The sequence below is a fragment of the Xanthomonas sp. WHRI 6106 genome (assembly GCF_040202405.1).
Classification (GTDB): Bacteria; Pseudomonadota; Gammaproteobacteria; order Xanthomonadales; family Xanthomonadaceae; genus Xanthomonas; species Xanthomonas cannabis.
In genome coordinates this window covers 15693-31375 of the sequence record NZ_JBEGFC010000006.1, presented here as the reverse complement: position 1 = coordinate 31375, position 15683 = coordinate 15693, and the positions used below count along the sequence as shown (strand labels likewise).

Here is a 15683-nt window from a genome sequence, read left to right as displayed (position 1 = left end):
GGTGATGAGCCGGGGGCATCGGTCACACTATTGCATGCGCTTACTGTCGCGCAACGAGCGTCACCTTCGCATAGGCCGACGCACCCACCAACTTGATGTAGTACGTGCCTGCCTTGGGCGCGGTGAAGCGCACGGTTTCGCTGTTGCCGGGGCGGGTCGACTTGGCATCGAAGCTGGTGGCGCTGGGCTCGGCTTCATGGCTGACGTACAGCGAGACATCGCCGGTGCCGCCATAGGTCATGAAGCTCAGCACGGCGCCGGCCTTGGCCTCGAAGCTGTACAGCGTGGCGCTGCCGGCAGTGCCGCTCAGGCCAGTCACCGGCGCCTTGTTGGTCAGGGCGATGGCGGTGGGCGCGCAGCTCTCGGTGGACGGGTCGCACGGCTCCACCAGCACCGCTTCCAGTGCGGCCTTGGCATCGACGATGCCGCTGCCGATCGGGGTGCTGGCCGGCGGGGTCACCGGGAAACGGCGGCTGGTCTGCTTGAGGAGGGCTTCCACCGCGGCCGGGGTCAACGGTCCATCGCCCAGACCGATGGACGCGCTCTGCACCAGCGCCACGACGCCGGCCACGTGCGGGGACGCCATCGAGGTGCCGCCCATTCCCATATAGATGTAGGAACCGGAGGTCGGCGTGGTCGCACCGTCGTAGCCGGCCTGCCAGATGTAGCCGCCCGGATTGCCGTCCACGCTGCCACCGCCACCCGGGCCGGACAGGTCGACCTTGCTGCCGTAATTGGAGTAATAGGTGATGCCGCCAGTGATGCGCGTGGCGCCCACGGTAATGGTGTTGTTGCAGCTGGCCGGCGAATGGTTGGCTGCATCTTCGCCACTGTTGCCGGCCGCCACCACCACGGTGGTGCCGCGCGAGACCGCGCCATTGATCGCCAGCTGGGTGGCCGAGTCGCACGGCTCGCCGCCGCCCAGGCTCATGTTGATCACTTCGGCCGGATTGGTGTTGGCCGGCACGCCGTCGACGGTACCGCCGGACGCCCACACGATGGCGTCGGCGATGTCGGAGGTGTAGCCGCCGCAACGGCCGAGCACGCGCACCGGCAGGATGGTCGCCTTGGGCGCCACGCCGGCCATGCCAATGCCGTTATTGGTCGCCTCGGCCACGGTGCCCGAGACATGGGTGCCGTGCCAGGAGCTCTCCTGTGCCACCGAGCCGTCGTAGCAGACGTTGTCGGCCTCTTCCCAGTCGCCGTAGTCCAGCGCGCCCGGCACGCGGGCATCGGTCGGGCGGCGCGAGACTTCTGCATCGGTGATGAAGTCGTAGCCCTGCAGCAGGTTGCCGGCAAAGTCCGGATGGCCCGGCAGGATGCCGGTGTCCAGCACTGCCACCACTACGCCGGCGCCCTGCGACAGGTCCCATGCCGCCGGCGCATTGATGCCGCCAGTCGGGTTGCTCAGGTGCCACTGGTACTGCGCGTACAGCGGATCATTGGGCACCAGTTGCGGGCTCACGTCGGTGGCCGGCACGTTCTTCTGGATGTCGATCGGACGCAGCATGCGGTCGATCTGCACGTCGGCCACGGACGGGTCGTTCTTCAGCTCCACCACCACCTTGTTTACCTGTGCGGCAGTCAGCGTGCTGGACAGCCTGATCAGGTCCGAACCGATGCCCAGCTTGCGCACATACGTCGCCTTGGCAGCGGCGGCAGCGCTGCGTGCCCCGGTACTGGCGCCAACGCGGCCGACAGCGGCCTGCACGGCATTGAGCTTGCTGCTGCGATCGGTCGCAGCGGCAGTGTTGTCCTTGTAGCGCACGATCAGGCGGCTACTGAATGCGGCGCCGGCCGGCGCTGCCTGGGTCGGTTCCTTGACCAGCAGTTTCGGTGCGGCAGCCAGGGTGCCGGATGCACCCAGGGCCATCATCAGGATGGCGCCGGTCAGCGGGGTGAGGCGGAAGGTCTTGTCGATCACGGTGAAATCCTCTTCGTGTTTTTCGTGAATCAGGCTTGGAACGACGTCGGCAACGGCGCGCAGCCGTCAAACGGCCTGCGCTGTTGCTGTGGATCGCTCCTGGTACGGCCATCACTCCATGCGAATCCGTTGGCTGGCCTAGCCACGGTCCTTGCCCGCCCCCTCAGGCCTTGCCTTGCCGCGGCGGCGCATGTGCGCGCCGCCGCGTGTGATGCAACTGCGCGTGCGTGTGCCGCGTTACCAGCCGAAACCGGCACCCACGCCGATCGAGCTGTCGTCGCCGCTGAGCGCACCGCCCACCGTCAACGTGGCGCGCGGGCTGATCGCGCGCTGGTAGCCCACCGACAACGCCGATTCGCCGTTCTGGAACCCCACACCGGCACCGATGCGGTTCTGCGACGCGATGCCCGCCACGCTGGCGGACATGTTCAACATCGCCGAGCTCATCGCGCCCTGACGGTCCAAGCGACGGTTCTGCCGACGCAGACGGTCTTCGATATCGCCCTGGTAGCTTTCGAAGCTGTCGGCCATCGCGCTGTAGCGGCTGTCGGTGTAGCTGTTGGCTGCGGCAACCCCGCTGTCCAACTGCCCCTTGTTCACCGCATCGGTAGCGCGCACGCCAGCCGCCACGTTGGCCACCTGGCGCTCGCCGCCGACGCTGCCCACCGACACCGTGTTGGCACGATCGGCCACCGAGCCCTGCCCCAGGGCCACCGCGCCCTGCGCACTGGCACGCGCGCCCTGGCCGATCGCCGTGCCGGAGGCCGCGCTGACCTGCGCACCCTCGCCCATCGCCACCGCATTGGTGGCCACGGCGGCAATCTGCGTATTGGCGCCCACCGCCGTGCTGCCATCGGCATTGACGCGTGCATTGCTGCCGATCGCCGTGTCGTTGGGGCCGTGCGCATACGCGCTGCCGCCAATCGCGGTACCGGTGACGTGGTTGGCCACTGCAGCAGTGCCGACCGCCGTGGACGTTGCCGCCGGCGTGATGCTGCCGACCACGGCGGCGGTGGGCGTGCCCTGCACGCCGCTCGTCGCCGTGGAGGCGCTCACGTTGCCGGCCGCATCGCTCGTGACAGTTGCGACAACCGCGGGCACCGTTGCGGTCCGCAGCGACGCGGTGCCGGCCGTGGTGCCGGCAACCGTGCTGCCACCACGTGCATCCAGTTCGGTGACCTTGCTGTCCAGCGCAGTCAACGCCGCGCCCACGTTGTTGTAGCTGGCGCCCTGGATCACGTAGGTCGGCGCAACGAACACGCCCTGCGCGCCGATCGCCGCACCGCCGCCCAGGAAGCTGGCCGCATTGCTCAACGACTGGAACAGCTGGCCACCGGTGATGGCATCGGTGCTGGCATCGGCAATCGCACCGGCGCCCACGTTGACGATGCGACGCGTGGCCGGACCGCCGCGCCCATTGCCACTACCCACCGACACCGTGTTGGCGTCGTAGGTACGCGAGCCCGAGCCCAACGCTACCGAGTCGGCACCGCTGGCACCGGCGTTGGCGCCCAATGCCACGGCATTGCTGCCGCTCTCGCGCACGAAGGAGTTGTAGCCCAGCGCCACGCCGTTTTCGCCGATGGAACTGGTCTGACGGCCCATCGCGGTGCTGTTCACGCCGCTGGCGCTGCTGTCCACGCCCATCGCGCTGGCGCCGGTAGCCGACGCGCTGCTGCCGGAGGCGATGGCCACACTACGTGCGCCGGTGGCGGCGGCGCCCGAGCCGGCAGCGGTGCTGCGCTCACCGGTCGCCGAGGCCACTGCATCGCCGGTGGTCTTGAACTTGCTGCTGGTGTTCTGCACATCGGCCGTCAGCGCATCGAGCTGGCCCTTGTTGACTGCATCGGTCGCCGCCTGGCCATCGCTGACGTTGACGATGCGACGCGTGGCCGGACCACCGCGCCCATTGCCGCTGCCGATCGACACCGTGTCGGCTTCATAGGTACGCGAACCGGAGCCCAGCGCCACCGAATCGGCACCGGTTGCACCGGCGTTGGCACCCAGGGCCACGCCGTTGACCGCGCTTTGGCGCACGAACGAGTTGTAGCCAACCGAGACCGCGTTTTCGCCGATGACGTTGACCTGACGACCGACGCCGGTGCTGTTGATGCCAGTGGCCGATGCATCCACACCGACCACGCTGGCGCCGATTGCATCGGCGCGGCTGCCACCACCCAATGCCAGCGTGTTGTCGGCAAGCGCGGCTGCGCTCTGGCCCAGTGCGGTCGCATTGGCGCCGTCGGCATAGGAATTCCAGCCGATTGCGGTGGTGTAGTCCGCGGTTGCCCACGCACCTGCACCGAAGGCGGCCGCGCCGGTACCGGACGCACGCGCCGGAATGAACCCGAAGAACGTGCTACCGCCCACCGCCACGCTTTCGTCGCCGGTGGCTTCGCTGAATTCACCCACGGCCACTGCGCTGGCGCCGGAAGCCAGCGAGGCAGCACCAACGGCGGTGCTGTAGTCGCTCGAAGCCACTGCGCCGTAGCCCAGTGCCGACGACAGGCGGCCACTGGATTCGCTGTAGCCACCGAATGCGGCGCTGCCGACATTGGAGGCGGCACTGCGGAAGCCCGCAGCGGTGGCCTGGTTGTCGGAGGCCACCGCTTCGCTGCCGAGTGCGGTGGTGTAGGTGGAAATCGCCTGCGCACCGGCACCGTTCGCGGTGGCGCCGATATCGCTGGCCAATGCGTTGCTGCCGACCGCGCTGCTGTTTTCGCCCACTGCTTGAGCGTTGTTGCCCACCGCTGCCGCGCCGATGCCGCCAGCCAACGCGGCGACGCCAACTGCGGTGGAGTTGTCGACTACTGCCTGCGCCCCTGCGCCCAATGCGGTGGTGCCGGTACCGGTGGCATTGGCACCCTCGCCTGCCGCCAACGCGTTGTCGCCTTCCACATACGCGCCGGCGTCGCTGTCGTCGCTGCCGCTGGCCTGGAAGTACTTGCTGGTGGCTGCACCGGCTTCGGCAACCGCGGTGAGCTGGTCCAGATTCACCGCATCGGTACCTTGCGTGCCGGCTGCCACGTTGGTGATCTGGCGCTCGTTGCCGGCACTGCCCACCGACACCGCGAAGTCACGATCGGCCACCGAATCGGCGCCCAACGCCACGCTGCTTTCGCCGGTGGATTCGGAGAAATTCCCCAGCGCGGTGCTGTTGAGGCCCGGCGCCCACGCCGCGCCGCCGAGTGCCGTGGAGAAATCGCCGGAGGCTTCGGTCGGCAACAGGCCGAGCACCGCACCGCCGACCGACACGCTGTTGTAGCCACTGGCCACGCTGCCCTGGCCGGCCGCCACGCTGTAGGCGCCGGTGGCGGTTGCATCGCTACCCACGGCCAGCGTGTTGGAACCGCTGGCCGTGCTGAAATTACCCAGCGCGGTGCTGTTGAAACCGCTGGCGGTGGAATAGCCGCCCAAGGCGGTGGTGTAGTTGCCGGTGGCTTCGGCACCGAAGCCGAAGGCCGCCGCACTGGTACCGTTGGCGACGCTCTCCGCACCGACCGCGGTGGCCGATTCGCCGCTGGCGCTGGCGAAATAGCCCATTGCGGTGGATTCGCTGCCTTGCGCTTCGCTCAACGCGCCGACCGCCAGCGAACCATCGCCATAGGCGCCTGCCGCTGCGCCGAGCGCGGTGCTCTGCGCGCCGGCTGCTTCGCTCTCGCCACCCACGGCCACCGCGTAGTCACCGCTGGCCTGGCTGAAGGCGCCATTGGACACGCTGCCGAAACCGCTGGCCGCAGCGTTGTAACCGGCCGCATTGGCGTACTGCGCCGTGGCGCTGGCACCGCTGCCGATGGCCACCGCACCGATTGCGGTGGCCTGGCTGCTGGCACCGAACGCGCTGCTGTAATCGCCGTCTGCGGTGGCATTGGAACCGGCCGCGGTCGCGTCGTCGCCCTGTGCGAAGGCGGTGCCGTCACCGGTGCCTGCGTACAGGCGCGCGGTATTTTCCGCAGCGCCAGCCACGGCGTTGAGCTGATCGAGATTCACCGCATCGGTGCCCTCGGTGCCGGCCGCAACATTGGCAATCTGGCGTTCGCTGCCGGCTGCACCAACCGACACCGTGTTGGCGCGATCAGCGACGGCGCCTGCACCCAGCGCAACGCTGTTGTCGGCAGATGCCAGCGCGCCGCCGCCGAGGCTGATGCTCTGCGTGCCCACCGCAGTGGCTTCCCAACCCAGTGCGATGCTCTCATCGCCAGTCGCTCTGGATTGGCCACCGAGCGAAATGGCACGCGGGCCATACGCATTTGCATAGGTGCCCACCGCAATCCCGCCGGTATCGGCCGCAAACGCATTCGCGCCCACTGCCGTGCTGTCATCGCCATAGGCCACACTTTCGGTCCCGATGGCGGTGCCGCCGTTACCCCATGCCACGCTGGCAAAGCCCAGGGCAGTCGATGCGCTGCCATTGCCGATGCTTTCGTAACCGATTGCCGTTGCACCACGCCCGTTGGAAATGCTGTTGCCGCCGACGGCAGTGCTGAAATATCCCGATGCATTGCTGTCGCCGCCGAGCGCAGTGGCGTAGTCGTCGCCGGCGCTGCTGTTGAAGCCCACCGCCGTGGCATTGGCGATGCTGGCGTTGGCATTGCTGCCGACCGCCGTGGTCCCCAGCGCAGAGGCCTGGCTGCCCGCACCGAGCGCAATGGCGTCGTCGCCCGACGCGTTACTGGTGCTACCCAGCGCAACGGTGCGCTCGCCGAAGGCACTGCTGTTTGCGCCGATCGCGGTGGATGCGCTGCCACCGGCGGCGGCATTGGCACCGAAGGCGGCACTGTCATCACCGAACGCGACGCTTGCGCCGCCCACGGCCGTGCTGGTGTCACCGAAGGCCACGCTGCCCACACCCAGCGCAGTGGAATCGGCGCCGTTGGCGATGCTTTCGTAACCCAGGGCGGTCGCGCCGCTGGTGGTGGCCTGGCTTGCGCCGCCCACCGCAGTGCTGGAGTCGCCCGAAGCGCTGCTGTTGCCGCCGAGCGCGGTGGTGTTTTCGGCGATTGCGGCGCTGTTGAAACCCACCGCCGTGGCGTTGTCGGTAGTTGCATTGGCGCCACTGCCAACGGCAGTTGCACCCTGCGCAGAGGCCGCGCTGCTCGAACCCACCGCAGTGCTGTAATCGCTGAAGGCCGATGCGTTGGAACCGGCAGCGACGCTGTCGACGCCTTCTGCAACGGCGGCGCCATCGCCGGTGGCGACAAAGGAACGCGCGGTGGTGGATGCAACGTCGGACACCGCGGTGAGCTGGTCGAGATTCACCGCATCGGTGCCCTCGGTACCAGCGGCCACGTTGGTGATCTGACGCTCATCGCCGGCCGCGCCCACCGATACGGTGTTGGCGCGCGTGGCGACCGAGTTGGCACCCAACGCAACCGAGTTGGCGCCCCGTGCAGTGCTGTAGTAGCCGAGCGCGGTGCTGAGTTCGCCGCTGGCCCAGGATTCCGGGCCAACCGCTGTGGCGCCTTCGCCAGGTGCGTAGGCGAAGTAGCCCACGGCGGTGGCTTCGGTGCCGGAGGCTTCGCTGAGCGTGCCGACGGCCGTGGTGTAGGTGCCGGACGCGATCGCACCGGCGCCCAGCGCAGTGGCCGCTTCGCCACTGGCCTGGGTCTGCACGAAGAAACCCAGGCCGGGGATGAGGTCCACCGGACCACCGACAGCAGTGCTGCTGGTGCCGCTGGCGCTGGTCTGCGTGCCCACGGCCGTGGCGTAATCGCCGGCCGCATTGGCCACCGCGCCGAACGCGGACGACTGCGCACCGGCCGCATACGCGCCGACGCCGAACGAGGACGCGGCAAAGCCATCGGCATTGGCACTGGCGCCGACCGCGGTCCCGCCGACGCCGGCGCTGGTGGCGCCGGTATCGACCGGCACGCCGCCGTTGGTGATCAACGGCTGGCCGTCTTCGTTCACCGCCGCGCCGCCAACGGCCACGCTGGCCGGGCCAGTGGCCTGTGCGTTATGGCCGAAGGCCGCGCTGTTCTGGCCCGATGCCAGTGCATTGAACCCCACTGCCGTTGCGTTCTCGGCCACGGCATTGGCGCCGCTGCCCAGCGCGGTGGTGGCGGTGCCCACTGCATTGGCGCCATCGCCTGCGGCCAGGGCGCGCTCGCCTTCGACATAGGCGCCGACGCTGTCTTCGCCCGGGCTTGCCTTGAAGAACGTTGCGGTGTCTTCGGCCACATCGGCCACGTCGCGCAGCTGCGCGACATTGACCGCGTCGGTGGCGTTGACGCCGGCGGTGACGTTGGTGATGCGGCGCGTGGCCGGGCCACCGCGGCCGTTGCCGCTGCCCACCGACACCACGTCGTCTTCGTGGGTGCGCGAGCCTGCGCCCAGCGCCACGGAATTTGCGCCGGTGACGCCGGCATTGGCGCCCAGCGCCACGCCGTTTTCACCGGCCTGACGCACGAAACTGTTGTAGCCGATGGCCACGGCGTTTTCGCCGATCGCATTGGTCTGGCGCCCGATCGCGCTGCTGTTCACGCCGCTGGCGCTGCTGTCGGCGCCGGTGGCCACTGCGCCGGTCGCGCTGGCATGGCTGCCTGCGCCGATGGCGGTCGCCTTGGCGGCGGGTGCAGTAGCGCCGCGGCCGACTTCGACCGACTGCGCGGTGGCGGGGAGCGGCGTGACAAGGCCGGCGCCACCCAGCGCCAGGGTGATGGCGGCGGCCAGAGCCAGGCTCTGGCGGCGGTCGATGAGCGAGGCTGGAGCGACGGCTCCGGGGCTGTCACCGCTGGCTAATTCCGATGCCACGGCCCATACGCCCAGTGATTTGTTCCAGACCTTGCGATAAATCCGATTCATCGACGCACGACTCCTGAGTTGTTTGGACTGGTTTTTGGCGAACACCCACCATCGGAAGGCCGTTCGGCCAGGCGATTCCCCGCGGTTGGTTGCGCTATGGACCTTGCGGCGATGGGCGGCTCGCGCCTGCACCCTGGATAGTCAAAAAGTGAACGCTACCCAACCATAGAACTGCGCGAAGTGTTAACAGTCGTCAAATCAGGCGTCAAGTTTTTGACAGAAAGCGAAGATAAGCGTGCATCTGGTCACACTTCTGCTTGCTTTTATTATTTTTTTGATAATTCTTTGGAAAACAGCGACCTAGATCGTGTCTCGCGAGACATTCGGATCCTGAATAGCCGTGTCTGATGAAGACAAAAAAGCCCGCCGGCAGGATGCCAGCGGGCTTGGTTGCGCAAAACCGTACGCGGAACAGGTCAGAAGGCCGGTCAGCGCGCCCCGTGCCGCCGTCCTCGGGCGGCGCCCTCGTCGCCGAGACCGGTGTCACCTACAGAACTGCGCCAAGAAACCGACGACAGCGCCCCCTTGCGCCGTCGCGTGTCGGATCACTGACGCGCGAGCAGACTCACGCCATCGAAGCCACGGCCATCGAGCCGGAGGAAATAGGTTCCGGTGCGTGGCGCGGTGAAGCGCACGGTCTGGCTGGTGCCGCTGCGGCTGGACATGCCGTCGTTATCGGTCGCGGTCGGCGCGCGGCCCAACGCGACATACAGCGCGGTCTGCCCGCTGCCGCCGAAGCTGATGAAGCTCAGTACCGCGCCGGCATTCGCTTCGAAGGCAAAGACGCCGGCATCGCCGGCCACGTTCGACAGACCGCGTTCGGCCACGCCGTTGCGCAGCGTCTGCGCGTCCAGCTGGCAGCTCAGGTCGCCACTGTCGCAGCGGCGCAGTGCACGATCGATGGCTGCGGCGGCGTCCACGATGCCGCTGCCGGCCGGCGTGGTCAGCGGCAACTGCACGGGAAAGGCGCGCGCGCTGCGCTTGAGCAGGCGTTCCAGCGCCGCAGGTGTCAACGGCGGTTTGCCGTCGGCGATCAAGGCGCTCTGCACCAGTGCGGCGGTCCCGGCCACATGCGGCGAGGCCATCGAGGTCCCGGCAAAACCAGGCCCGACATAGGTGAATTGCCCGGACGTGGGCGTGGTTTTGCCGGTGTAGCCGGTCTGCCAGATCCAGCTGCCGATCAGGCCGTCGTACAAGGTGTCGGTTTCCAGATTGCGCGCGCCGCCGCCGGGTGCGGCCAGATCGATCAAGCTGCCGAAATTGCTGTAGTAGGCCAGCCCGCCGGTCAGGCGGGTGGCCGCCACCGACACCACGTTGGCACAGTTGGCCGGCACCGCACTGGATACATCCGAGCTGTCGTTGCCGGCCGCCACCACCACGGTGGTGCCTCGCGCTACCGCGCCGTTGATCGCCGCCTGCGTCACCGAATCGCAGGGACCGAAACCGCCCAGGCTCATGTTGATGATTTCCGCCGGATCGCGATTGTCCGGCACGCCATCCACATGCCCGCCGGACGCCCACACGATGGCATCGCTGATGTCCGAAGACGAACCCCCGCAATGGCCGAGCACGCGCACCGGCAACACCTTGGCCCTGTAGGCCACGCCGGCGCCGCCGATGCCGTTGCCGGTGGCTTCGGCAATGGTGCCGGCCACGTGCGTGCCGTGCCAGGAACTGTCGCGGGCCGCTGAAAAAATGCCGCATTCGCCGTCCGTCGCTTCCCAATCCCCGTAATCCAGCGCCCCCGGCACGCGCGCATCGGTGGCGCGTCGCGAGGTGTCGGCGTTGGTGATGAAGTCGTAGCCCTGCAGCAGATTGCCGGCCAGATCCGGATGTGCCGGCAGGATGCCGGTGTCGATCACGGCCACCACCACGCCCTCGCCTTGCGCGGTCTTCCACGCCGCCGGCGCATCGATGCCGCCGACCGGATCGGTGAGATGCCATTGATTGCTCGCCAGCAACGGGTCGTTGGGGAGGCTGCCGCCACTGCTCTGCAACGGATACATGCGCGTGTCGATCTGCGCATATTCCACCGCAGGATCCGCTTGCAGCGCACGTACCAGGCGATCGGCGTCGCTGCGGCGCAGTCGAGTGGGCAACTTGATCAACTCGCTGCCCACTGCCAGCGTCCGCACATGCGTCGGCGCCGGATGCACGCCGCTGCGCGCGGCCGGAGCCAACTGCACGGCAGCGCGTGACGCGGCCGCGGTGATCGTGGCCACCGACGCGGCGCCGACACTGCGCGCGGCCACCGTGCCGCTGCGATATTTGACGATGATGCCGTCGACCGGCGCATCGCGCAGGGCCTGCTGACGTTGCACGGTGCGCATGCCGGCATCGGCGGCAGCCGCAAGAGCGCTGCCGCCGGACAGCAAGAGTACGGCGCTGCAGGCGATGGCAAGCGCGCGGGAATGATGGGTCTGAATCACGATGACGTCCTCTTCAAGATGAAATGCATGGCGAATGAGTGAGCGCGCAGCGGCCGCACATGCCACCGCTACGCGTGCAAGGCCTGCGTTACCAGCCGAAACCGGCACCCACGCCGATCGAGCTGTCGTCGCCGCTGAGCGCACCGCCCACCGTCAACGTGGCGCGCGGGCTGATCGCGCGCTGGTAGCCCACCGACAACGCCGATTCGCCGTTCTGGAACCCCACACCGGCACCGATGCGGTTCTGCGACGCGATGCCCGCCACGCTGGCGGACATGTTCAACATCGCCGAGCTCATCGCGCCCTGACGGTCCAAGCGACGGTTCTGCCGACGCAGACGGTCTTCGATATCGCCCTGGTAGCTTTCGAAGCTGTCGGCCATCGCGCTGTAGCGGCTGTCGGTGTAGCTGTTGGCTGCGGCAACCCCGCTGTCCAACTGCCCCTTGTTCACCGCATCGGTGGCGCGCACGCCGGCCGCCACATTGGCCACCTGACGCTCGCCGCCGACGCTGCCCACCGACACCGTGTTGGCACGATCGGCCACCGAGCCCTGCCCCAGGGCAACCGCGCCCTGCGCACTGGCACGTGCGCCCTGACCGATCGCCGTGCCGGAGGCCGCGCTGACCTGCGCGCCCTCGCCCATCGCCACCGCATTGGTGGCCACCGCGGCAATCTGCGTATTGGCGCCCACCGCCGTGCTTCCATCGGCATTGACGCGTGCATTGCTGCCGATCGCCGTGTCGTTGGGGCCGTGCGCATACGCGCTGCCGCCAATTGCAGTACCGGTGACGTGGTTGGCCACTGCAGCAGTGCCGACCGCCGTGGACGTTGCCGCCGGCGTGATGCTGCCGACCACGGCGGCGGTGGGCGTGCCCTGCACGCCATCGGCCTGCGCAGGACTGCCGGCCGACGCCGTGGCGAGCGAGGCCGCGACAGCGCCGGTGTCGTCCGTTGACTGCGTTGCCAGTGCGCCAGCGGCAAGGTCGCTTGCACCACTGCCGCCCACCGCATTGGCCGCCGACGACACGCTGACCGATGCCGCGCGCGCTGCGCTGCCGCGTGACGCCACTTCCCTGCCGCCACGCGCATCCAGCTCGCTGACCTTGCTGTCCAGGGCCGTCAATGCAGCGCCCACATTGCTGTAACTGCTGCCCTGGATCACGTAGGTCGGCGCGACGAACACGCCCTGCGCGCCGATCGCCGCACCACCGCCCAGGAAACTGGCCGCATTGCTCAACGACTGGAACAGTTGCCCGCCATTGAGCGCATCGGTGCTGCCCGCTGCAATCGCACCGGCACCGACATTGACGATGCGACGGCTGGCCGGACCGCCGCGGCCGTTGCCATTGCCCACCGAGACCACCTCGGCCTGATCACTGCGTGCACCTGCGCCGAGCGCGACGGAATCGGCGCCGTTGGCACCGGCGTTGGTGCCCACCGCCACCGCGTTGCGCCCGCTCTCGCGGGTAAAGGCGTTGTGGCCCAGTGCCAGGCTGTTGTTGCCGAGCGCACGCGCCTGCACGCCCACCGCGACCGCCGCACTGCCGATGTCGCCGACGAACACCCCGACGCTGGCGTCGCGCCCGATCGCAATCGCATCGGCGGCGTCGGCCCTGGCGTTGGTGCCCAGCGCGATGGCGTCGCGATGGACGATCGAGGTGTCGGCACCGCTGCCGATGGCAATACTGCGGTTGTTGGCGGCACGCGCGTCGTAGCCGATGGCAATGCCTTCCTCGCCCCAGGCCGAGGCCGCGCCCCCGAGCGCCACGGCACGTGGTGCGGACGCCGCTGCGCTATGGCCGATCGCCACCGCATCGGTGTTGCTGCCATTGGGAAAGACATTGGCGTTGTAGCCCAGGGCAATTGCATAGTCGGCCTGGCTCTGCGCGCCAGCCCCGATGGCAATGCCCCCGACACCGGACGCGCCAGCACTGCGCAGCGTGTTGCTGATGAGCGAGAAGCCGCCCACGGTGATGCTGCGCTCGCCGGTCGATGCCGCGCTGCTGCCAACGGCGATACTGCTTTCGCCAAAACCCAGCGCATTGAAGCCCACCGCCGTCGCCAGGCTGGCGGCGGAGGTGGCATTGAACCCGAACGCCGACGATCCGGCGCCGCGTGCGGCCGAGAAACTTCCCAACGCGGCGGTGGTGTCCGCCAGCGCCTGCGCGCCGAAACCCACCGCGGTCGACTGCGTGCCCAGTGCCCTGGCACCGGTCCCCACGGCGGTGGCAAACACCTGCATGGCGGTGGCGCCGCTGCCCAGGGCGACTGCGCCGCGCCCTTGCGCGGTGGTGGCCTGCTCCTGCTCGCCGATGATGAAGCCGGCGGCATCCACCAGCGGCACCGTGGCAACACCGCCTACCGCCAGCGCCGAGGCGTCGGAGGCACTGGCATTGCGGCCAACCGCCACGGCGTCGCGCCCGATCGCCGCACTGCCCGATCCAAGCGCGCCGGCTCCCTCGCCCAGCGCATTGCTGGCACTGCCAAGCGCAATCGCATTGCTGCCTTCGGCAAAGGCCGCCGGCTCGTCGGTGTCGGACTTGGCCAACGCAAGATGGCTATCCAGACGTGCAGCGACCGCGCGCACGCTGTCCAGCTGCGCGACGTTCACCGCATCCGATGCCTCGGTCCCGGCCGCCACATTGGTGATCTGCCGGGTCAGGCCGGTCTGCACGTTGCCCACCGACACCGTGTTGCTGCGGTCCGCGTAGGAAAACGCGCCCAGCGCCACTGCGCTGGAGGCAGAACGGTTCCACGCATCGTCGACAAAGTCGCCTACCCGCGCGCCATAGCCGAGTGCCACCGCATCGACCCCGTTGGTCTGCGCATCGGCACCGATGGCGGTGTTGTTGCCGTTGAACCACGAGGTGCTGGCACGAGCACCGAGCGCGACGCTGTTTTCGGTATAGGTGACGCTGTCCTGGCCGATCGAGATGCCACCGTCGCCCATCGTCAACGCAAAACCGCCCAGCGACACGGTGCCCGGTGCGAAGGTGCCCGCCGAGTGCCCGATCGCTATCGAATCGGTGTTGCCGGGTCGGTTGGGAAACACGTTGGAGTCGTAGCCGATCGCAATGGCATAGTCGGACTGACTCTGCGCGCCCGCACCGAAGGCGATGCCACCACGCCCGGTGGCCGCCGTGATCGCGCCGAAATCGCTGACACCCCCGATCACCACGCTCTGCGCACCGATGGCGAAAGCGGTATCGCCGATCGCAACGCTGCTGGCGCCATCGCTGCGCGCCCGGTAACCGAAGGCGGTTGCCGTGTCGGCACTGGCCCGCGACAGATAGCCACCGGCAGTGGACAGGAAACCGCTTGCCGTGGACAGGCCGCCTACTGCAGTCGCCCCATCGCTGAAGGTTTGCGCGCGGTAGCCCAGCGCCGCGCTCTGCACGCCGTCGGCGCTGGCACCACTGCCAAGCGCGCTTGCAAATGGCGTGGCGGCCACCGCACCGCCCCCGATGGCGGTGGCGCCAACGCCTGCCGCCTGCGCGGCCAGTTCGCGTTGACCAATGACGAACCCGAACGCGTCGTAGTCGTAAACGGTGGCCACCCCACCGAGGGCGACGGCCGATTCTCCGGCTGCCGCTGCGTTGTAGCCGATTGCGGTGGCATTGCGCTCCACCGCCAGGCTGCCGCCGCCGAGCGCGATGGTTCCATCGCCCAGGGCATTGCTTGCATTGCCCAGGGCCAGCGCATCCTGCCCGTCGGCAAAGGGCGGCAGGTCGCTGTCGGCAGCGGGTGTTGCCGCGCGCTGGGTCGTTGCACGCTCCAACGGTGCAGCCGTGGCAGCGGCATCGATGCCCGCATCGGGACCGCAGTGTTGCCGGCCATCGATCAGGCGGCATTGCGCGCCCGGCGCCGCCTGCGCGGTGACCGCACCGGCAACGCCCGCCATGCCGAACAGCACCACCCCCATGGATGCCGTCAGCAGGCTGCCGGCCTGTGCCCGCCGCATGCCTGGCCGGTGATGTCCGGTGGCGCAGGCATGCGCCGCCATTCGGTCGAGAGCGCCCTGCTCGAGACCGTCCTGCAGATAATGTCGTTTCATTAACGCCTTACTCCCCATTGGCCTGGTGTGTAAAAAAAACCGGCCACCGCGCGATTGCATCGCACGGTCCCCCTGAGGCTCTGTCGACATGCGCACACATGCCTTCTGCGGCGGAAAACCTCCCGCGCAAAAGATTCAATCAAGTAAATAAACGGATGCAGCAGATAATGCGGAAATTCCGCAAATGGATAACGCCAGATGAATCTATTGAAAAACACAGTATTCAAATGCGCTAGACGTCGCATTATCGAAATGGCGACCATCCACCCCTGAAAAACTAGTATTTTTATTAGTTACTTAAAAAATACCACGTACCGGCGTTTTCATTTACTTGCATACGATCTCCACGCCACCTGCAGACTGGCATCGCGCAGCGCGCTTGCACTTCGATCTGCTGGAGGCCGTTGGCGGTCGGGCTGGTTTGCGGGGTGCGGCTCGGCTGTCGCGCTGGCCGGCCCCGCGCCAGGCCCCG

At 68.2% G+C, this 15683-nt stretch carries 4 protein-coding genes; all 4 read right to left on the bottom strand.

Annotated features, from left to right (window positions below; all coding sequences use genetic code 11):
* Nucleotides 1-40: 40 nt before the first annotated feature.
* The 4 genes from ABQZ09_RS10540 to ABQZ09_RS10525 all read right to left on the bottom strand — a co-directional run bounded on the left by ABQZ09_RS10540 (nucleotide 41) and on the right by ABQZ09_RS10525 (nucleotide 15079).
* Nucleotides 41-1924, bottom strand: coding sequence for a S8 family peptidase (locus ABQZ09_RS10540; RefSeq protein WP_184552943.1), 1884 nt, complete (start codon nucleotides 1922-1924; stop codon nucleotides 41-43).
* A gap of 237 nt (nucleotides 1925-2161) precedes the next feature.
* Entirely contained in the window at nucleotides 2162-8728 is a 6567-nt protein-coding gene (locus tag ABQZ09_RS10535; RefSeq protein WP_349776847.1) for an ESPR-type extended signal peptide-containing protein, read from the bottom strand.
* Between the two features lie 545 nt (nucleotides 8729-9273).
* Nucleotides 9274-11157: a S8 family peptidase gene (locus ABQZ09_RS10530; protein ID WP_349776846.1), complete on the bottom strand. Its 1884-nt coding sequence runs from the start codon at nucleotides 11155-11157 to the stop codon at nucleotides 9274-9276.
* 88 nt (nucleotides 11158-11245) lie between these two features.
* Entirely contained in the window at nucleotides 11246-15079 is a 3834-nt protein-coding gene (locus ABQZ09_RS10525; protein ID WP_349776933.1) for a YadA-like family protein, read from the bottom strand.
* Between the last annotated feature and the right edge of the window lie 604 nt (nucleotides 15080-15683).

Coding starts and splice junctions, on each gene's coding strand:
- ABQZ09_RS10535 (WP_349776847.1), bottom strand. CDS start 8,728: ATGAATCGGATTTATCGCAAGGTCTGGAACAAATCACTGGGCGTATGG.
- ABQZ09_RS10525 (WP_349776933.1), bottom strand. CDS start 15,079: ATGGGGGTGGTGCTGTTCGGCATGGCGGGCGTTGCCGGTGCGGTCACC.